Source organism: Ramlibacter sp. (assembly GCF_035627355.1).
GTDB lineage: Bacteria > Pseudomonadota > Gammaproteobacteria > Burkholderiales > Burkholderiaceae_C > Ramlibacter.
Window position 1 is genome coordinate 45,342 of sequence record NZ_DASPLW010000007.1, and the last position, 11,947, is coordinate 57,288.

The 11,947-nt window shown below is 71.3% G+C and carries 16 protein-coding genes; 8 read left to right on the plus strand and 8 right to left on the minus strand.

The window, feature by feature from the left end:
• Nucleotides 1-9 precede the first annotated feature (9 nt).
• The 4 genes from VEC03_RS01610 to VEC03_RS01625 form a co-directional block, all read right to left on the minus strand.
• Nucleotides 10-897, minus strand: a complete 888-nt coding sequence (locus VEC03_RS01610) for an alpha/beta hydrolase (RefSeq protein WP_324912380.1) — start codon at nt 895-897, stop codon at nt 10-12.
• Between the two features lie 152 nt (nt 898-1,049).
• Nucleotides 1,050-1,778, minus strand: a complete 729-nt coding sequence (locus VEC03_RS01615) for a tyrosine-protein phosphatase (protein ID WP_324912381.1) — start codon at nt 1,776-1,778, stop codon at nt 1,050-1,052.
• Nucleotides 1,779-1,876: 98 nt separating this feature from the next.
• The gene (locus tag VEC03_RS01620) at nt 1,877-2,089 is read right to left on the minus strand and encodes a hypothetical protein (protein WP_324912382.1); all 213 of its coding nucleotides are present in this window, start codon (nt 2,087-2,089) and stop codon (nt 1,877-1,879) included.
• Between the two features lie 122 nt (nt 2,090-2,211).
• Complete coding sequence (locus VEC03_RS01625; RefSeq protein WP_324912383.1) at nt 2,212-2,751, minus strand: DUF4142 domain-containing protein; 540 nt, start codon at nt 2,749-2,751, stop codon at nt 2,212-2,214.
• A gap of 142 nt (nt 2,752-2,893) precedes the next feature.
• On the opposite strand from VEC03_RS01625, the gene VEC03_RS01630 reads away from it, so the two are divergent.
• Both VEC03_RS01630 and VEC03_RS01635 read left to right on the plus strand, forming a co-directional pair.
• Entirely contained in the window at nt 2,894-3,280 is a 387-nt protein-coding gene (locus tag VEC03_RS01630) for a hypothetical protein (RefSeq protein WP_324912384.1), read from the plus strand.
• 125 nt (nt 3,281-3,405) lie between these two features.
• Entirely contained in the window at nt 3,406-3,729 is a 324-nt protein-coding gene (locus VEC03_RS01635) for a hypothetical protein (RefSeq protein WP_324912385.1), read from the plus strand.
• Nucleotides 3,730-3,778: 49 nt separating this feature from the next.
• On the opposite strand, the gene VEC03_RS01640 is transcribed toward VEC03_RS01635, so the two are convergent.
• Nucleotides 3,779-4,264, minus strand: a complete 486-nt coding sequence (locus VEC03_RS01640; protein ID WP_324912386.1) for an RcnB family protein — start codon at nt 4,262-4,264, stop codon at nt 3,779-3,781.
• A gap of 107 nt (nt 4,265-4,371) precedes the next feature.
• Nucleotides 4,372-5,925 carry a glutamate--cysteine ligase gene (gene gshA, locus VEC03_RS01645; protein ID WP_324912387.1) on the minus strand — a complete coding sequence of 518 codons (1,554 nt, stop codon included), beginning with the start codon at nt 5,923-5,925 and terminating at the stop codon, nt 4,372-4,374.
• Nucleotides 5,926-6,089: 164 nt separating this feature from the next.
• Here gshA and VEC03_RS01650 point away from each other — a divergent pair, with 164 nt between their 5' ends.
• A complete protein-coding gene (locus tag VEC03_RS01650; RefSeq protein ID WP_324912388.1) occupies nt 6,090-6,560 on the plus strand; it encodes an SRPBCC family protein in 471 nt (156 codons plus the stop codon).
• Nucleotides 6,561-6,651: 91 nt separating this feature from the next.
• A complete protein-coding gene (locus VEC03_RS01655) occupies nt 6,652-7,014 on the plus strand; it encodes an HPF/RaiA family ribosome-associated protein (RefSeq protein ID WP_324912389.1) in 363 nt (120 codons plus the stop codon).
• A 22-nt stretch (nt 7,015-7,036) separates the two neighbouring features.
• On the opposite strand, the gene VEC03_RS01660 is transcribed toward VEC03_RS01655, so the two are convergent.
• On the minus strand, nt 7,037-7,942 hold the full coding sequence (locus VEC03_RS01660) for an aminotransferase class IV (protein WP_324912390.1): 906 nt from the start codon (nt 7,940-7,942) through the stop codon (nt 7,037-7,039).
• A 66-nt stretch (nt 7,943-8,008) separates the two neighbouring features.
• Here VEC03_RS01660 and VEC03_RS01665 point away from each other — a divergent pair, with 66 nt between their 5' ends.
• The 4 genes from VEC03_RS01665 (at nt 8,009) to VEC03_RS01680 (ending at nt 11,182) form a co-directional block, all read left to right on the plus strand.
• Nucleotides 8,009-8,821, plus strand: a complete 813-nt coding sequence (locus tag VEC03_RS01665) for a TIGR00266 family protein (protein WP_324912391.1) — start codon at nt 8,009-8,011, stop codon at nt 8,819-8,821.
• Nucleotides 8,822-8,995: 174 nt separating this feature from the next.
• On the plus strand, nt 8,996-9,340 hold the full coding sequence (locus VEC03_RS01670; protein ID WP_324912392.1) for a PA2779 family protein: 345 nt from the start codon (nt 8,996-8,998) through the stop codon (nt 9,338-9,340).
• A gap of 28 nt (nt 9,341-9,368) precedes the next feature.
• Nucleotides 9,369-10,370 (plus strand): PA2778 family cysteine peptidase, encoded by a 1,002-nt coding sequence (locus VEC03_RS01675; protein ID WP_324912393.1) that lies wholly within the window; start codon nt 9,369-9,371, stop codon nt 10,368-10,370.
• A gap of 368 nt (nt 10,371-10,738) precedes the next feature.
• A complete protein-coding gene (locus tag VEC03_RS01680; RefSeq protein ID WP_324912394.1) occupies nt 10,739-11,182 on the plus strand; it encodes a DUF4864 domain-containing protein in 444 nt (147 codons plus the stop codon).
• 102 nt (nt 11,183-11,284) lie between these two features.
• Here VEC03_RS01680 and VEC03_RS01685 read toward each other — a convergent pair whose 3' ends face one another.
• Nucleotides 11,285-11,893 carry a L,D-transpeptidase gene (locus tag VEC03_RS01685; protein WP_324912395.1) on the minus strand — a complete coding sequence of 203 codons (609 nt, stop codon included), beginning with the start codon at nt 11,891-11,893 and terminating at the stop codon, nt 11,285-11,287.
• Between the last annotated feature and the right edge of the window lie 54 nt (nt 11,894-11,947).

Sequence of the window (11,947 nt, forward strand, 5' to 3'; positions counted from 1 at the left end):
CTTGCGCCCTCAGCGCGCGGCGGCTGTAGGCGCCTCGCCGGACGCGGCGTAGGAGGCCGGGGTCGCGCCCAGCACCGCCAGTCCGGCCAGCGCCGACGCCACCGCCTGCCGGAACGACGGGAAACGATGCAGGTCGCCGTGCCCCGCGCCTTCCACCAGCAGCATGCGGCACTGGGGCAGCAGCTTGCGGATCGCCTCGCTGTGGTGATGGCCGATCAATTCGTCGCGGTCCCCGTGCACCAGCATCAGCGGCCCCTTCACCTGGCAGGCATGGTCGGCCGTGGTCAGCGGGTAGCGCAGCACCCGGCTGGGCACCCAGGGATAGAGCTCGTCGGCGAGGGCGCGCATGCTGCTGTAGGGCGAGATCAGCAGGGTGAGGTCCGGCGGCTGCCCGGCGGCGCCCAGTTCCGCCGACAGCCGTGCGGCCAGGGCGGTGCCGAGCGACTGCCCGGAGACCACGATGCGGCGCCCGGCGTAGTCGCCGGCCACGGCATTCCACACCGCCCGCACGTCGTCATGCAGTTGCGCCTCGCTCTCGATGCAGCCGGTGCTCTTGCCGTAGCCGCGGTAGTCGGGCATGACCAGGTCGAAGTTCAGTTCCCGGAAGGCATCGAGCCCGCCGAACCACTTGCGCAGGTTGCCCGAATTGCCATGCAGGTAGAACACGACGCCGCGCGGCTGCGGCAGCCTGAGCTGGGCGACGGACAGGCGGGCGCCGGGCACGTCCACCATGAATTCGCGCACGTCGGGATCGTCGAACAGGGGTTCGTCGGCCGGCAGCGGCGCCGGCTCGAACAGCAGCCGCTCCTGGCGGAACCACAGCCAAGTGAGCGCCGCTGCATACAGCGCCGCACCGAGTGCGGGCACGCCGATCAGGGGATACAGCAGCTTGCCCATGGTTGCCGCCATGGTGGGCACGCGCGGGACGGCGCATCTGTCGGCGCCGCGCGGCCAACGGAGTAGGAGAACGGCAGGGCTTGGCGTGCGCCGCCAGTCGATGAATGCGCCGGCCGCGACGCCCGCTGCTTGCAGGCGCAGGACCCGCGCGCTCAGCGGCAATAGAGCGCGCGCAGGCGATCGCGCTCGGCCGGGCCCAGGCCCAGGCCTTCGCGCAGGTAGGCCTCCAGGCCGCCGTAATCCTGGTCGATCGCGTCCAGCGAAGCCTGCAGGAATTCCGGCTGCACGCCCCACAGCACGCGTGCCACGTGCGGCTCGAGGCCGCGCCAGGCCCAGGACGGCGGCTTCATGCGCTGGTTGGTGAGCAGGTAGTCGTGCATCACCTCCTCGCGCGTGGCACCCAGCGCATGCAGCACCAGCGCGGCCGCGAAGCCGGTGCGGTCCTTGCCGGCGGTGCAATGGAAGACCGTCGGTTCGTCCGACGCCAGCAGCAGCCGGAAGAACTCGGCGAACCGGTGGCTGCTGGTGCGCACGAAGCCGCGGTAGGTGTCCTGCATGTGGCCCACCACCTCGACCTCGCTGGGCCTGTGGCCGCCCTCCAGGAGCTCGGACAGCACCTGCACGATGGTGGGCTCTATGGCCAGCGAGTGGACCTGCACGTCGGGCAGCGCGCACATGGCTGCGGTGCGTTCGTCGACGCCGCGGAAGTCGAGCACGCGGCGCACGCCCAGCGAGCGGATCTGCTGCGCGTCGTTCGCATCGAGGGCGCCGAGGTGGTCGGAGCGGAACAGGACCTGGGGGCGGATGGCCACGCTGCGGACGTTGGCGGCGAGGTCCCGGAAATTGGAAGCGTGGGTGATCGGGAGAAAGACTGCGGACATTGCCCCCATTGTCGGCCAAGGGAGGCCCCTGGCCTGTCGCGGGGGTGGCCCCGCCCGCCGGGCGGGGCGTGCCAGGCGCGCCGCCGGCGGCGCGCGGCTCAGCGGCTCTTGCTGCGGCTGCTGCTGCCCGTCCGGGACGGGTTGCCGGTGCTGGCGGTGCGTGCGCCCTTGCCACCGGACTCGGGGCGGCTGGTGCTGCTGGCTTCGCTGCTGCCCATGCTGCCGCTGTTGGCCTGGCCGCGGCTGCCGCGGCTTCCGGCATTGCCGCTGCTGCGGCTCGCGCCGGGGGAAGAAGTCTTGGACGATCGCATGGCTCTCTCCTTGGGATGTGCGCCCGTGGCACACCGTGCACCCGTGCGCGCGCTGACTGTAGGCGGCACACCGGCACGGTCTGTAGTCAGGGATGCGGCCGTGGTGTAGGAGGTCTTCCGCTTCACGCGGCGGGCGCCGCCGCCAGCGAACGTGCCACCGCCAGGTGGCTTCGCAGGGCCGGCAACTGGCTGGCGAACCAGGCGCGCAGGCCGGCATCCTGCACGGTGCTCGCCGAAGTGGCGTACTCGGCGAGCAGGCGCTCGTGGTCCTCCAGTCCGGCGACCTGCACGAAGTGCTGGTCGAAGCCCGCGCCGCCACCGGGCCGCAGCCGCGCCAGCCGCAGTTCCAGCCAGGCCGGCATGGCGCGAGGCGGTTCGACGCCGCGCGACTGGAGCAGGCTGAGCAGTGATGCGTTGGCGGTTTCGTGGTGCTCGGCGAGCAGGCGGCCGAAGGCCTGCAGTTCGCTCCGCCCCGCGTGCACCTGCGCGAGCCGGCCGGCGGACAGCTCGTACAGGCCGATCCCGGCGGCGCGCAGCGCCTGCTCCTCGTCGTCCGGCGCCAGGCGCGAGGTCCGGCCCGTCGTGGCGCAGCCGGCGAGCAGCAGCATCGCGAGCGCAGCACAGCAGTCGCGACGGGAGGGGCGGTCGATGCAGGGCGTCATGGATGCCTCCGGTTGCCCGGCCGGCAGCAAGCCATGTGCCCGTGCGGACATCGAGTCCGGGCCCGCGCTGCCCCAACCGCTCCACCCCACCATGCGGCCTTGTCTGGCGCGCGAGGACGCGCCGCTTTGCTATCGTGTCGGCATGGCTTTCCACCGGCTGACCCTGCTGGCCTGTGCCCTCGGACTGGGCGCCGCCATCGGCGCGCATGCGAACGGCGATGACACCCATGCGCGTCCACCGGCCGAGGTGGCGGGGCTGTGGTGCGGCGACGGGCTGCTGCACGAATTCAGCCTGCGGCTGAACCAGCGCGAGGAGCAGGTCGAGGGCGAACTGCTGCGCAAGGGACGCAGCCGCAGCATCGAGGGGCGCATCGAAGGGCAGGTGCTGCGCACCCAGTCCACCAAGGTCGGCGCCCTGGTGCTGGAAAAGCAGGGCGACGAACTGCGCGTGACCGGCGGCGACGGCCCGATCGCGCTGGCGCGCGGGACCTCGTTCCGCCGCAGCGAAGCGGCGACCTGCACCGGGTAGCGCCGAGGCAGGGCTACGTCGACGCGCGCGCCGCTGGCTCACGGATGCGGCCGGCCGGCTCCTACAAAGCCCCGCCAGCCTGCGTCCGACACTGGCGCGGCATCATCGGCAACGGGGTTCGCGTCGTGCAGGAACTGACGTTCGGCACCCTTCTGTATCGCTACTTCTTCTTCGGCTGGCTGTTCAGGGACGTGACCCGGGGCAGCGTGTTCGAGCGGGCCGCGGCCTGGCGCCACAACCGCGAACAGGCACGCTGGCTGCCCACCTACCTCTGGCGCTGGATGGGATGGGGTTTGTTCTTCTACGGGCTGGGCGGGGTGGTCGAGATCATCCTGGAGTCACCCGTGCTGTCGCTGCTGTTCTACGTGCCCAGCGCGCTCAGCGTGCCGGTCGCCGCCGTGACGCTGGCGGCCTGGATCGGCCTGAAGGCGATCCGCGGTCCGCTCTGATGGCGGGCAAGGACGGCCGCAGCAGCCGTCCTCGACATGCGTCACGCCCTCACAGCCGGCCGAGGTCGGTGATCGCGTCCACCACCATCGAGGTGCCGACCGCGATCAGCAGGATGTCGGTGGCCACCCGCACGTACTTGTGGCCGTGCGGCGGGGGCGGCAGCTGCACCACGATGGCTGCCGGTACCGGGTACATCACCACGCCGGCCGGCAGCGGCCGGCCGACCGCGTACTTCCTGGCCTGCCCCGGCGGCATGCAGCCGTTGTTCTTCTTCGCCAGTCCGGGCGGGCAGCCCTTGCGTCCACCGCCGTAGTGGTCGTCGTACCAGCCGTGCGCCACGCGCCGGTCACGGTCGTCGAAATAGCGGCCCACGCGCGGTTCGCGACGGTCGCCGTGCCCCCCGTGCTTGTCCTTGCCGGCCTTGTGCCGGTCCTTGCCCTGGCCGGCCCATTCCGGCTTGTCGGCCCATGCAGGGCCCAGGGCCATGGCCAGCAGTCCTGCCACCAGCGCGCCGTTGGCTCGTCGCTTGTTCATTCGTTCCCCTCGTGGAAGCTCAGGCATGCAGTTTGGCTCGGCCGTATCGGCGCCCGGTGTCCGGCCGGGCAAGACCTGTTACCAAAAGCAGCCCCGTCGGGGCGCGCTCAGACCGCGGCCAAGGCGGGTTCGACGGCGGCGCGCGTCAGTTCCAGCCGCTGGGGCGAGACGTACTGCTGGCGATAAGCCTCGAAGTCCAGCTTGTCGCTCGCCTCGATGTCCTTCTGCTCCTGCAGCGAGTGGCGCGCCAGTTCGGCGAAGCGCGCCTGCTCGGACGTGCTGAAGGGCAGCGACACCAGCTTGGCGTGGATCTGCTGCGACTGCGCGCGCACGAAGCGCAGGAAGGAGTTGCCGTAGTCCTGCCGCATGACGTGCAGCACGCGGGCCGAGGGCAGCAGGGACGGATCCTCGAGCATGGTGCGCGCGGCACGCAGCGCATCGGCATGGTCGCTGGCGCCGTGCGCGGCATCGAGCGCGGCCGCCACCGGCGCGAAGGCGTCCAGCAGTTCGTGCGCCCAGTCGGTGAGCGCCACCTCCTGGCCGCCGCGCTCCAGCCGCAGCCCCGGCTGGCGCCCGAAGGCCGCCGTCTTGTGCTGGTTGCGGCCGATCTGCGCGATCTCGGCCGGCGTGTCGGGCGGGCTGTCGGCCAGCAGGCAGTGCAGCAGGAAGACGTCGAGGAAGCGCACCGTCGTGGCCTTGAGGCCCACCGCCACGAAGGGATCGAGGTCGAGCAGGCGCACCTCCACGTACTCGACCCCGCGCTCGCGCAGCGCATGCAGCGGCCGCTCGCCCGGGCGGATCACGCGCTTGGGCCGGATGGTGCCGTAGAACTCGTTCTCGATCTGCAGCAGGCTGGTGGCGAGCTGGTTGTATTCGCCGCCGGGGTTGGTCAGGCCCACCGCCTCGTACGGCGGATAGGGCCGGGTCAGCGCCTCGTGCAGCGAAGCCGCGTAGCCGTCCAGCCCGTTGTAGCTCACTGCCAGGCTGGCCTGGGCCTCGCTCTGGTAGCCCAGGCGCCCCATGCGCAGCGAGGTGCCGTAGGGCATGTACAGCGTGCCCTCCGCCAAGGTCTGCAGCTCGTGCGGGCGGCCGTCGACGAAGGACGAGGCCACCGCCGGCGAGGCGCCGAACAGGAACAGCAGCAGGAAGGCGTGGCGCCGGAAGTTGCGGATCAGCGCGAAGTACTCGTCGCTGCCCACGCCCGGCATCGACCAGTTGTAGTGGATGCCGGAGATGGTCTGCATGCGGCGGCCGTAGCGGTGCGCCAGGCCCATGCGATAGACGCTCTTGGCGCGGGCGACGTTGGAGCAGCCGTAGCGCCCGATCGGGATGGTCTCGGCGGGCGGCAGCCGGCACGGCATGCTGGACGCCCACATCATCTCGTCCTGCAGGCTGCGCGCGGTGAACTGGTGGATGCGCAGCAATTCCTCCAGGCAGGTCTCGGGCGTCGCGTGCACGCCCGTGATCAGTTCCAGCTGCGACTCGCTGTAGTCGGTGGTGATGTGGGGATGCGTCAGCGCCGAGCCGAGCGCCGCCGGGTGCGGGGTGAGCGCCAGGCTGCCTTCCGGGGTGGCCCGCAGGCTTTCCTTCTCGACGCCGCGGCGCACGCCCCGGAGCCGGTCGGCGGACAGTCGGTTCAGGGCTTGTTGCAGTCGGCTCATGGAAGGATGGGAGGGGCGGATCGCGCGTCGGGGTCTGCCACGAAGGTAACACCATCGGCGAAATCCCGGCGCCCGCCACAGGGAATCGCAGTTGGGCTAAACACGGGCTGCGGGCGTGCGCCGGCGGCTGGCAGAATCGCCGGACAGCACAACAGGAGAGCCGGATGGCGATCACCGTTCCCGTTCACATGGGCTACGAGCTCGAAGTCAGGGCCAAGGCGGCCGAGGTGTTCGAGCTGCTGTCGGACGTGCCGGCTTCGGTGTCGTTCTTTCCCAAGGTCCACAAGCTCACCGACCTGGGCGACGGCGTGTACCAGTGGGAGATGGACAAGGTCGGCACCCCGCAGGTGAACATCCAGACCATCTACGCCAGCCGCTACAGCGCCAGCAAGGCCAAGGGAACGATCACCTGGAAGCCGGTGCCCGGCATCGGCAACGCCCAGGTGGGCGGCGGCTGGAAGATCACGGACCGCAAGACTTCCACCCACATCGAGCTGAAGATCGACGGCGAACTGACGGTTCCGCTGCCGGCCCTGATGAAGGTGGTGGTGGCGCCGGTGGTCGAGTCCGAGTTCGAGAAGCTGGTCGAGAAATACCTCTCGAACCTCGCCAAGCGTTTCGGCGGCGAAGTTTGACCCCGCGCCAGCAGCCTGCGTTGTCCTACACCTCGTGCGCAAGCACGTGGCCACACTGGTGGCTGCAGCACAAGCATGAAAGGACAGCCGCATGCAGGTTCTGGTGAACACCAGCAATGGCATCGAGAACAAGGACAGCCTCGAGCGCTGGGCCTCCGAATTCCTGAACGACGCGCTGGCGCGGTTCGGCCACGACGTCACCCGCATCGAGGTCCAGTTGAGCGACACCAACAGCAGCCGCAGCGGCTCGCACGACAAGCGCTGCATGCTCGAGGCGCGCATTGCCGGGCACGAGCCGGTGGCGGCCACGCACCATGCTCCCTCGCAGGACGAGGCCTTCCGCGGCGCGACCCAGCGGCTGACCCACCTGCTGGAGCGCACCCTGGGCAAGCTGGACCGGCGCGAGCACCGCGGCCGCGAGACGATCCGGCGCGAGGGCGAACCCGCCGAGTGATTCTTCTTCCCGCCGCGCTGGCTCAGTACTCGACCGGGGTGCTGTAGCGCGGATCGCGGTGCAGGTCCCAGTAGGCCTGCAGCAGGCGCTGCGTGAGCGGCCCGACCGCGCCGCTGCCGACGGCCTGCCCGTCGACCCGCGTGACCGGCAGCACGCCGCCGCCCGAGCTGCTGAGGAAGGCCTCCTGCGCGCCGCGCAGTTCGCCGGCGGGCAGGGGACGGAGGGCCACCGGGATGCCGAGCGACTGCGCCAGTTCGATCACGGTGCGCCGCGTGATGCCCTCCAGCACGCCTTCGGCCGGCGTGACCAGGGTGCCGTCCACCACCGCGAACACGTTGAAGCCCGGACCCTCCACCACGTTCCCGGCGGCGTCGGACAGCAGCACCGTGTCGCCGCCGGCATCGAGTGCGCCGAGCAGGCCCATGGTGAGGTCGTTCCAGTGGTAGTTCTTGGCCCGCGGGTCCACGCTGGACGGCGGGATGCGGTGCACGTCGCTGACGATCACGTGCAGGCCGCGGCGCCGCTGGTCCTCGTTGGCGATCCACACGTAGGGCACCGCGAAGGCGTGGAACTGGTTGGCCGCCTGGCGCGGATCGCGCGAACCCCAGGGCGGCTGGCCGCGCGTGACGATCATCTCCACGTAGGACTCGCGCAGCCCGGCGCGCCGCACGCACCCGGCCAGGATCTGCGCCACCTCGTCGCGCGAACGGCCCGGGTCGAGGCGGAAGCGCCGGCAGCTCTCGAAGAAGCGATCCAGGTGCGCATCGAGGCGGAAGAACGCGCCCTGCCACACCGTCACGACGTCGTAGGTCGCGTCGGAGCGCAGGAATCCCCAGTCGGTGATCGGGATCGAGGCCTGGTCCACCGGCAGGTAACGGCCACGCTGCCAGGCGCAGCCGCGCGAGAAGTCGTCGTTGGCGTTGTCCATGGGCGCATTCTGGACCGAACCGGTTCGTTACCATCGCGCGGTTTTTCATCGCGAAGGAAGCAGCACATGGCAATGGACGTGATCGACTACGAGATCCGCGGCTCGGAGATGCAGTTCGTCGAGGTCGAACTCGATCCCGGCGAGGCCGCCATCGGCGAGGCCGGCAGCATGATGTTCATGGACGCCGGCATCGCCATGGACACGGTGTTCGGCGACGGCAGCGCGCAGCAGGGCGGCCTGTTCGGCAAGCTGATGGGCGCCGGCAAGCGGCTGGTGACCGGCGAGTCCCTGTTCACCACCATCTATTCCAACAATGCCCGCACCAAGCAGCGCGTGGCCTTCGCCGCGCCCTACCCCGGCAAGATCCTGCCGATGGACCTTCGCCAGCTGGGCGGCACGCTGATCTGCCAGAAGGACGCGTTCCTGTGCGCCGCCCGCGGCGTGTCGCTGGGCATCGCGCTGCAGCGCAAGCTGTCCACCGGCTTCTTCGGCGGCGAAGGTTTCATCATGCAGAAGCTCGAAGGGGACGGCCTGGCCTTCGTGCACGCCGGCGGCACCGTGGTCCGGCGCGAGCTCCAGGCCGGCGAGACGCTGCTGGTGGACACCGGCTGCGTGGTGGCCTACACGGCGGGCGTGGCCTTCGACATCCAGTACGTGGGCAAGGTCAAGACCGCGCTGTTCGGCGGCGAGGGGCTGTTCTTCGCGCGCATGGCCGGCCCCGGCACGGTGTGGCTGCAAAGCCTGCCGTTCTCGCGCCTGGCCTCGCGCGTGTTCGCGGCGGCACCGCAGCGCGGCGGCTCGCAGGGCGAGGGCTCGGTGCTGGGCGGCTTCGGGGCCGGCGGCCTGCTCGGCTCGGTCCTGGGCGGCGACAACGACTGAGGCGCCGGGCCGGGCTCGAAGGGGCCGGCACAGGGTCAGCGCCGCCTGTGCGAAGGGTGCAACTCATCCGTTGCTCTGACGACACAAGCACGCGTGGCGCGCGTATATTGACCTCGCGCCGGGGCCCGCATGCCGGCGCGCGTCCCGTACCGCAACCCCTCAAGGAGCCCGAAGATGAACCTGAAGAAGATGACCTGCCGCGCCCTGATCGTCTCGATGTTCGCGCTGTCCTTCCAGACGGCGAGCGCCGGCCTGATCGGCGCCCAGCAGGCAGCGCCGGCGCAGGCCGACCGCGCAGCCGTGCTCGAGGTGCTGGCGCGCGCCGACACGGCCTCGCAGCTGCAGGCGATGGGCGTGGACCCGCTGCAGGCGCGCGATCGCGTCGCGGCCATGAGCGACCATGAAGTGGCGCAGCTCGCGGCCGACATCCGCCAGGCGCCGGCGGGTGCCGACGGCGGCACCGTGCTCGCCGTGGTCGTGATCGCCGCCGCGATCTGGTATTTCGCGTACCGCCGCTGATGCGCGATTGCGAGGCCGGATGACCGGCATGATCGCCACCGGAGCCCGCCTCGTGCGGGCTTCCCCTTTTGCGGCGCTGCGCGCCTTCGTCGCGGCCCTCGCCGTCCTGCTGGCGGGCTGCGCGCAGATGGTGCCGCAGACGGTCGCGCTGCGCACCGGCTGGCCGGCCGGCGTGCCGCAGAGCACGACCATCCAGGACGTCCCCTTCTTTCCCCAGGACGAGTACCAGTGCGGCCCGGCGGCGCTGGCGACGGTGCTCGCCTTCAGCGGCGTCCCGGTGACGCCCGAGCCGCTGGTCGGCCAGGTCTACATCCCCGAGCGGCGCGGCAGCCTGCAGCTGGAGATGCTGGCGGCGGCGCGCCGCTACGGCCGCGTGTCGTACGTGCTGGCGCCGCGCTACGGCGACCTGCTGCGCGAGGTCGCGGCGGGCAACCCGGTGCTGGTGCTGCAGGACGTGGGTGCGCTCACCACCCAGTGGCACTACGCGGTGGTCAATGGCTTCGACTACCCGAGCGGCACGGTCTACCTGCGCTCGGGCACCGAGGCGCGGCGGGAGATGCCCTTCACCGCCTTCGAGCGCAGCTGGATGCGCAGCGGCTACTGGGCGATGGTGGCCACGCCGCCCGACCGCATCCCCGCTACCGCCACCGAGGACGCCTGGATGAATGCCGTGCTGGCGATGGCCCGCGTGGCGCCGGCCGAGGCCGTGACCACCGCCTTCGAGACCGCGCGGCAGCGCTGGCCCGACAACCTGGCCGCCGCCGTCGGCCTGGCCAACCAGCTGCATGCGCGCGGCGCGCTGGCCCAGGCCGCCGAGGTGCTCGGCGAGGCACGGCAGCGCCACCCCGGCTCGGCCATCCTGGCCAACAACCTGGCCCAGGTGCTGTCCGACCTCGGCCGGCAAGGCGAGGCCCTGGCCCTGATCGAGGAAGCCGCCGCCGACCCGGGCAACCCCTTCGCGTCCGAGATCCGCGCCACCCGCGAGACCATCCTCGGGCGCATGAAGCAGCGCGGCAGCGGCCCGCAGTAGTCCGGCAACGGGCCATCGCTGCGGATGCGCGCCTACAGGCCGACGGGCAGCACGCTTGCGGCGGCCCGCCCGACCCCTGGCCGAGACTGTGGCCGTGCCCGCCGGGGCACCCGCGCCACGAGACAGGTATCGGACTTCCGCGCCCCCAAAGCGAAACGGACGAACATTGTCCAGCGGGACCGGTGGGCCACCCCGCCTTCCGGCAGCCGTGTGCTGCCTTCCCTGCATCCGTCTCCCGCCGTCACGCGCCGGGTCGCTGCGCGCACGCGCGCTCACGCCTTTGCGCACGGTGCGCAGCGCCCTGCGCCTACAGCCCCCGCGCGGGTCGCTTCCTACGCTGGCGGCATCCCACCTGCCGGAGACACACGATGTACAGGCATCCCCATCGCATCCTCATGCTGATTGCACTGGCGCTGGCCGCGACCGGCTTCCAGCTCCGCGCCGCGGCCGACCCGCTGCCGGACCCCGAGGCGCAGAAAGTGCGCGAAGTGATCGTCGCCCAGCTGTCCGCCCTGGCCCTGGACGATGCCGACCGGGCCTTCGAGACGGCCACGCCCGAAGTGCGCGCCGCCATCGGCAGCTCCAACCGCTTCCTGGCCATGGTGCGCGGCGCCTATCCCATGGTCTATCGCCCCGCCTCGGTGAACTTCCACCAGCCCGAGCAGGAAGACGGCGGCGTGCTGCAGCTGGTGGAAATCCAGGACGACGACGACAAGTCCTGGCTGGCCCTGTTCGCGCTGGAGCGGCAACCGGACGCGAGCTGGCGCATCAGCGGCTGCGTAGTGGCCGAGAACCACTGGCAAAAAATCTGACCACCCCCGAAGCGCCTTCGGCGCTCCCCCCTCAAGGGGGCGCCACCAGCGGCCCGGCAAAGCCGGTTCCGCGGTGGCACTGAACGGGTCTGCGGAGGACTGTTAGAGCTGCGTGAAGCTTGCGGCGCCCTCTTCGGGCAGCACGTAGACGACGCCGCCCGGACGCTGCCCCAGCAGGGGCTCGATCACCTCGAGGAAGAACGGCACCGGCACCACCACGCAGCCGGCCGACAGGCGCCGCTCCTCCGGAGCCGATGACGCGAGCCGCGCCGACCGCACCGCGTACGAACGGCCCGGGCGCACCCGGTGGATCGCCAGCGCCGCCTCGTAGTCGAACCAGATCACGCTTTCGCCGTCGAGGTTTCGGCCCGCATGGGCCTGGAACCGGCCCGCCGGCGTGGTGCGGTCCTGCGGCGCGAGAGTCCCCGTCTGCGCGCGCTCGCCCACGCCGGGCACGCTGTGGTCCCCGAGGGCCGAGCCGAGCAGCACGTCCGTCGCGGCCAGCAGTTGCCCATCGGCGCGGAACGCAAACAGCCGCGCCGCCCTCTTGTCCACGACGACGAACGGATGCCCCTGCGCATCGCCGCTGGCCAACGCCCATTGGGCCACTTCGTGTGCCTCGCCCGTCGCGATTGCCGGCTGGGCCGCGCCGGCGGCGCACGCTAGCGCCCAGGCGGCGCACAGCGCCGCCACTCTGCCTTTCCACTGCATTCGAGTCCCCGTCGGCCCCGTAGGCCGGGGCGCTTGTGTCGCGAGCCACGAGTC

Bases quoted from the DNA above. Each gene is read 5' to 3' on its own strand.
- VEC03_RS01655 (WP_324912389.1), top strand. From the start codon at position 6,652: ATGCAGGTTCTGGTGAACACCAGCAATGGCATCGAGAACAAGGACAGC.
- VEC03_RS01615 (WP_324912381.1), bottom strand. From the start codon at position 1,778: ATGTCCGCAGTCTTTCTCCCGATCACCCACGCTTCCAATTTCCGGGAC.
- VEC03_RS01660 (WP_324912390.1), bottom strand. From the start codon at position 7,942: ATGGACAACGCCAACGACGACTTCTCGCGCGGCTGCGCCTGGCAGCGT.
- VEC03_RS01640 (WP_324912386.1), bottom strand. From the start codon at position 4,264: ATGAACAAGCGACGAGCCAACGGCGCGCTGGTGGCAGGACTGCTGGCC.
- VEC03_RS01680 (WP_324912394.1), top strand. From the start codon at position 10,739: ATGTACAGGCATCCCCATCGCATCCTCATGCTGATTGCACTGGCGCTG.
- gshA (WP_324912387.1), bottom strand. From the start codon at position 5,925: ATGAGCCGACTGCAACAAGCCCTGAACCGACTGTCCGCCGACCGGCTC.
- VEC03_RS01610 (WP_324912380.1), bottom strand. From the start codon at position 897: ATGGGCAAGCTGCTGTATCCCCTGATCGGCGTGCCCGCACTCGGTGCG.
- VEC03_RS01620 (WP_324912382.1), bottom strand. From the start codon at position 2,089: ATGCGATCGTCCAAGACTTCTTCCCCCGGCGCGAGCCGCAGCAGCGGC.
- VEC03_RS01650 (WP_324912388.1), top strand. From the start codon at position 6,090: ATGGCGATCACCGTTCCCGTTCACATGGGCTACGAGCTCGAAGTCAGG.
- VEC03_RS01625 (WP_324912383.1), bottom strand. From the start codon at position 2,751: ATGACGCCCTGCATCGACCGCCCCTCCCGTCGCGACTGCTGTGCTGCG.
- VEC03_RS01675 (WP_324912393.1), top strand. From the start codon at position 9,369: ATGATCGCCACCGGAGCCCGCCTCGTGCGGGCTTCCCCTTTTGCGGCG.
- VEC03_RS01670 (WP_324912392.1), top strand. From the start codon at position 8,996: ATGAACCTGAAGAAGATGACCTGCCGCGCCCTGATCGTCTCGATGTTC.
- VEC03_RS01665 (WP_324912391.1), top strand. From the start codon at position 8,009: ATGGCAATGGACGTGATCGACTACGAGATCCGCGGCTCGGAGATGCAG.
- VEC03_RS01685 (WP_324912395.1), bottom strand. From the start codon at position 11,893: ATGCAGTGGAAAGGCAGAGTGGCGGCGCTGTGCGCCGCCTGGGCGCTA.
- VEC03_RS01630 (WP_324912384.1), top strand. From the start codon at position 2,894: ATGGCTTTCCACCGGCTGACCCTGCTGGCCTGTGCCCTCGGACTGGGC.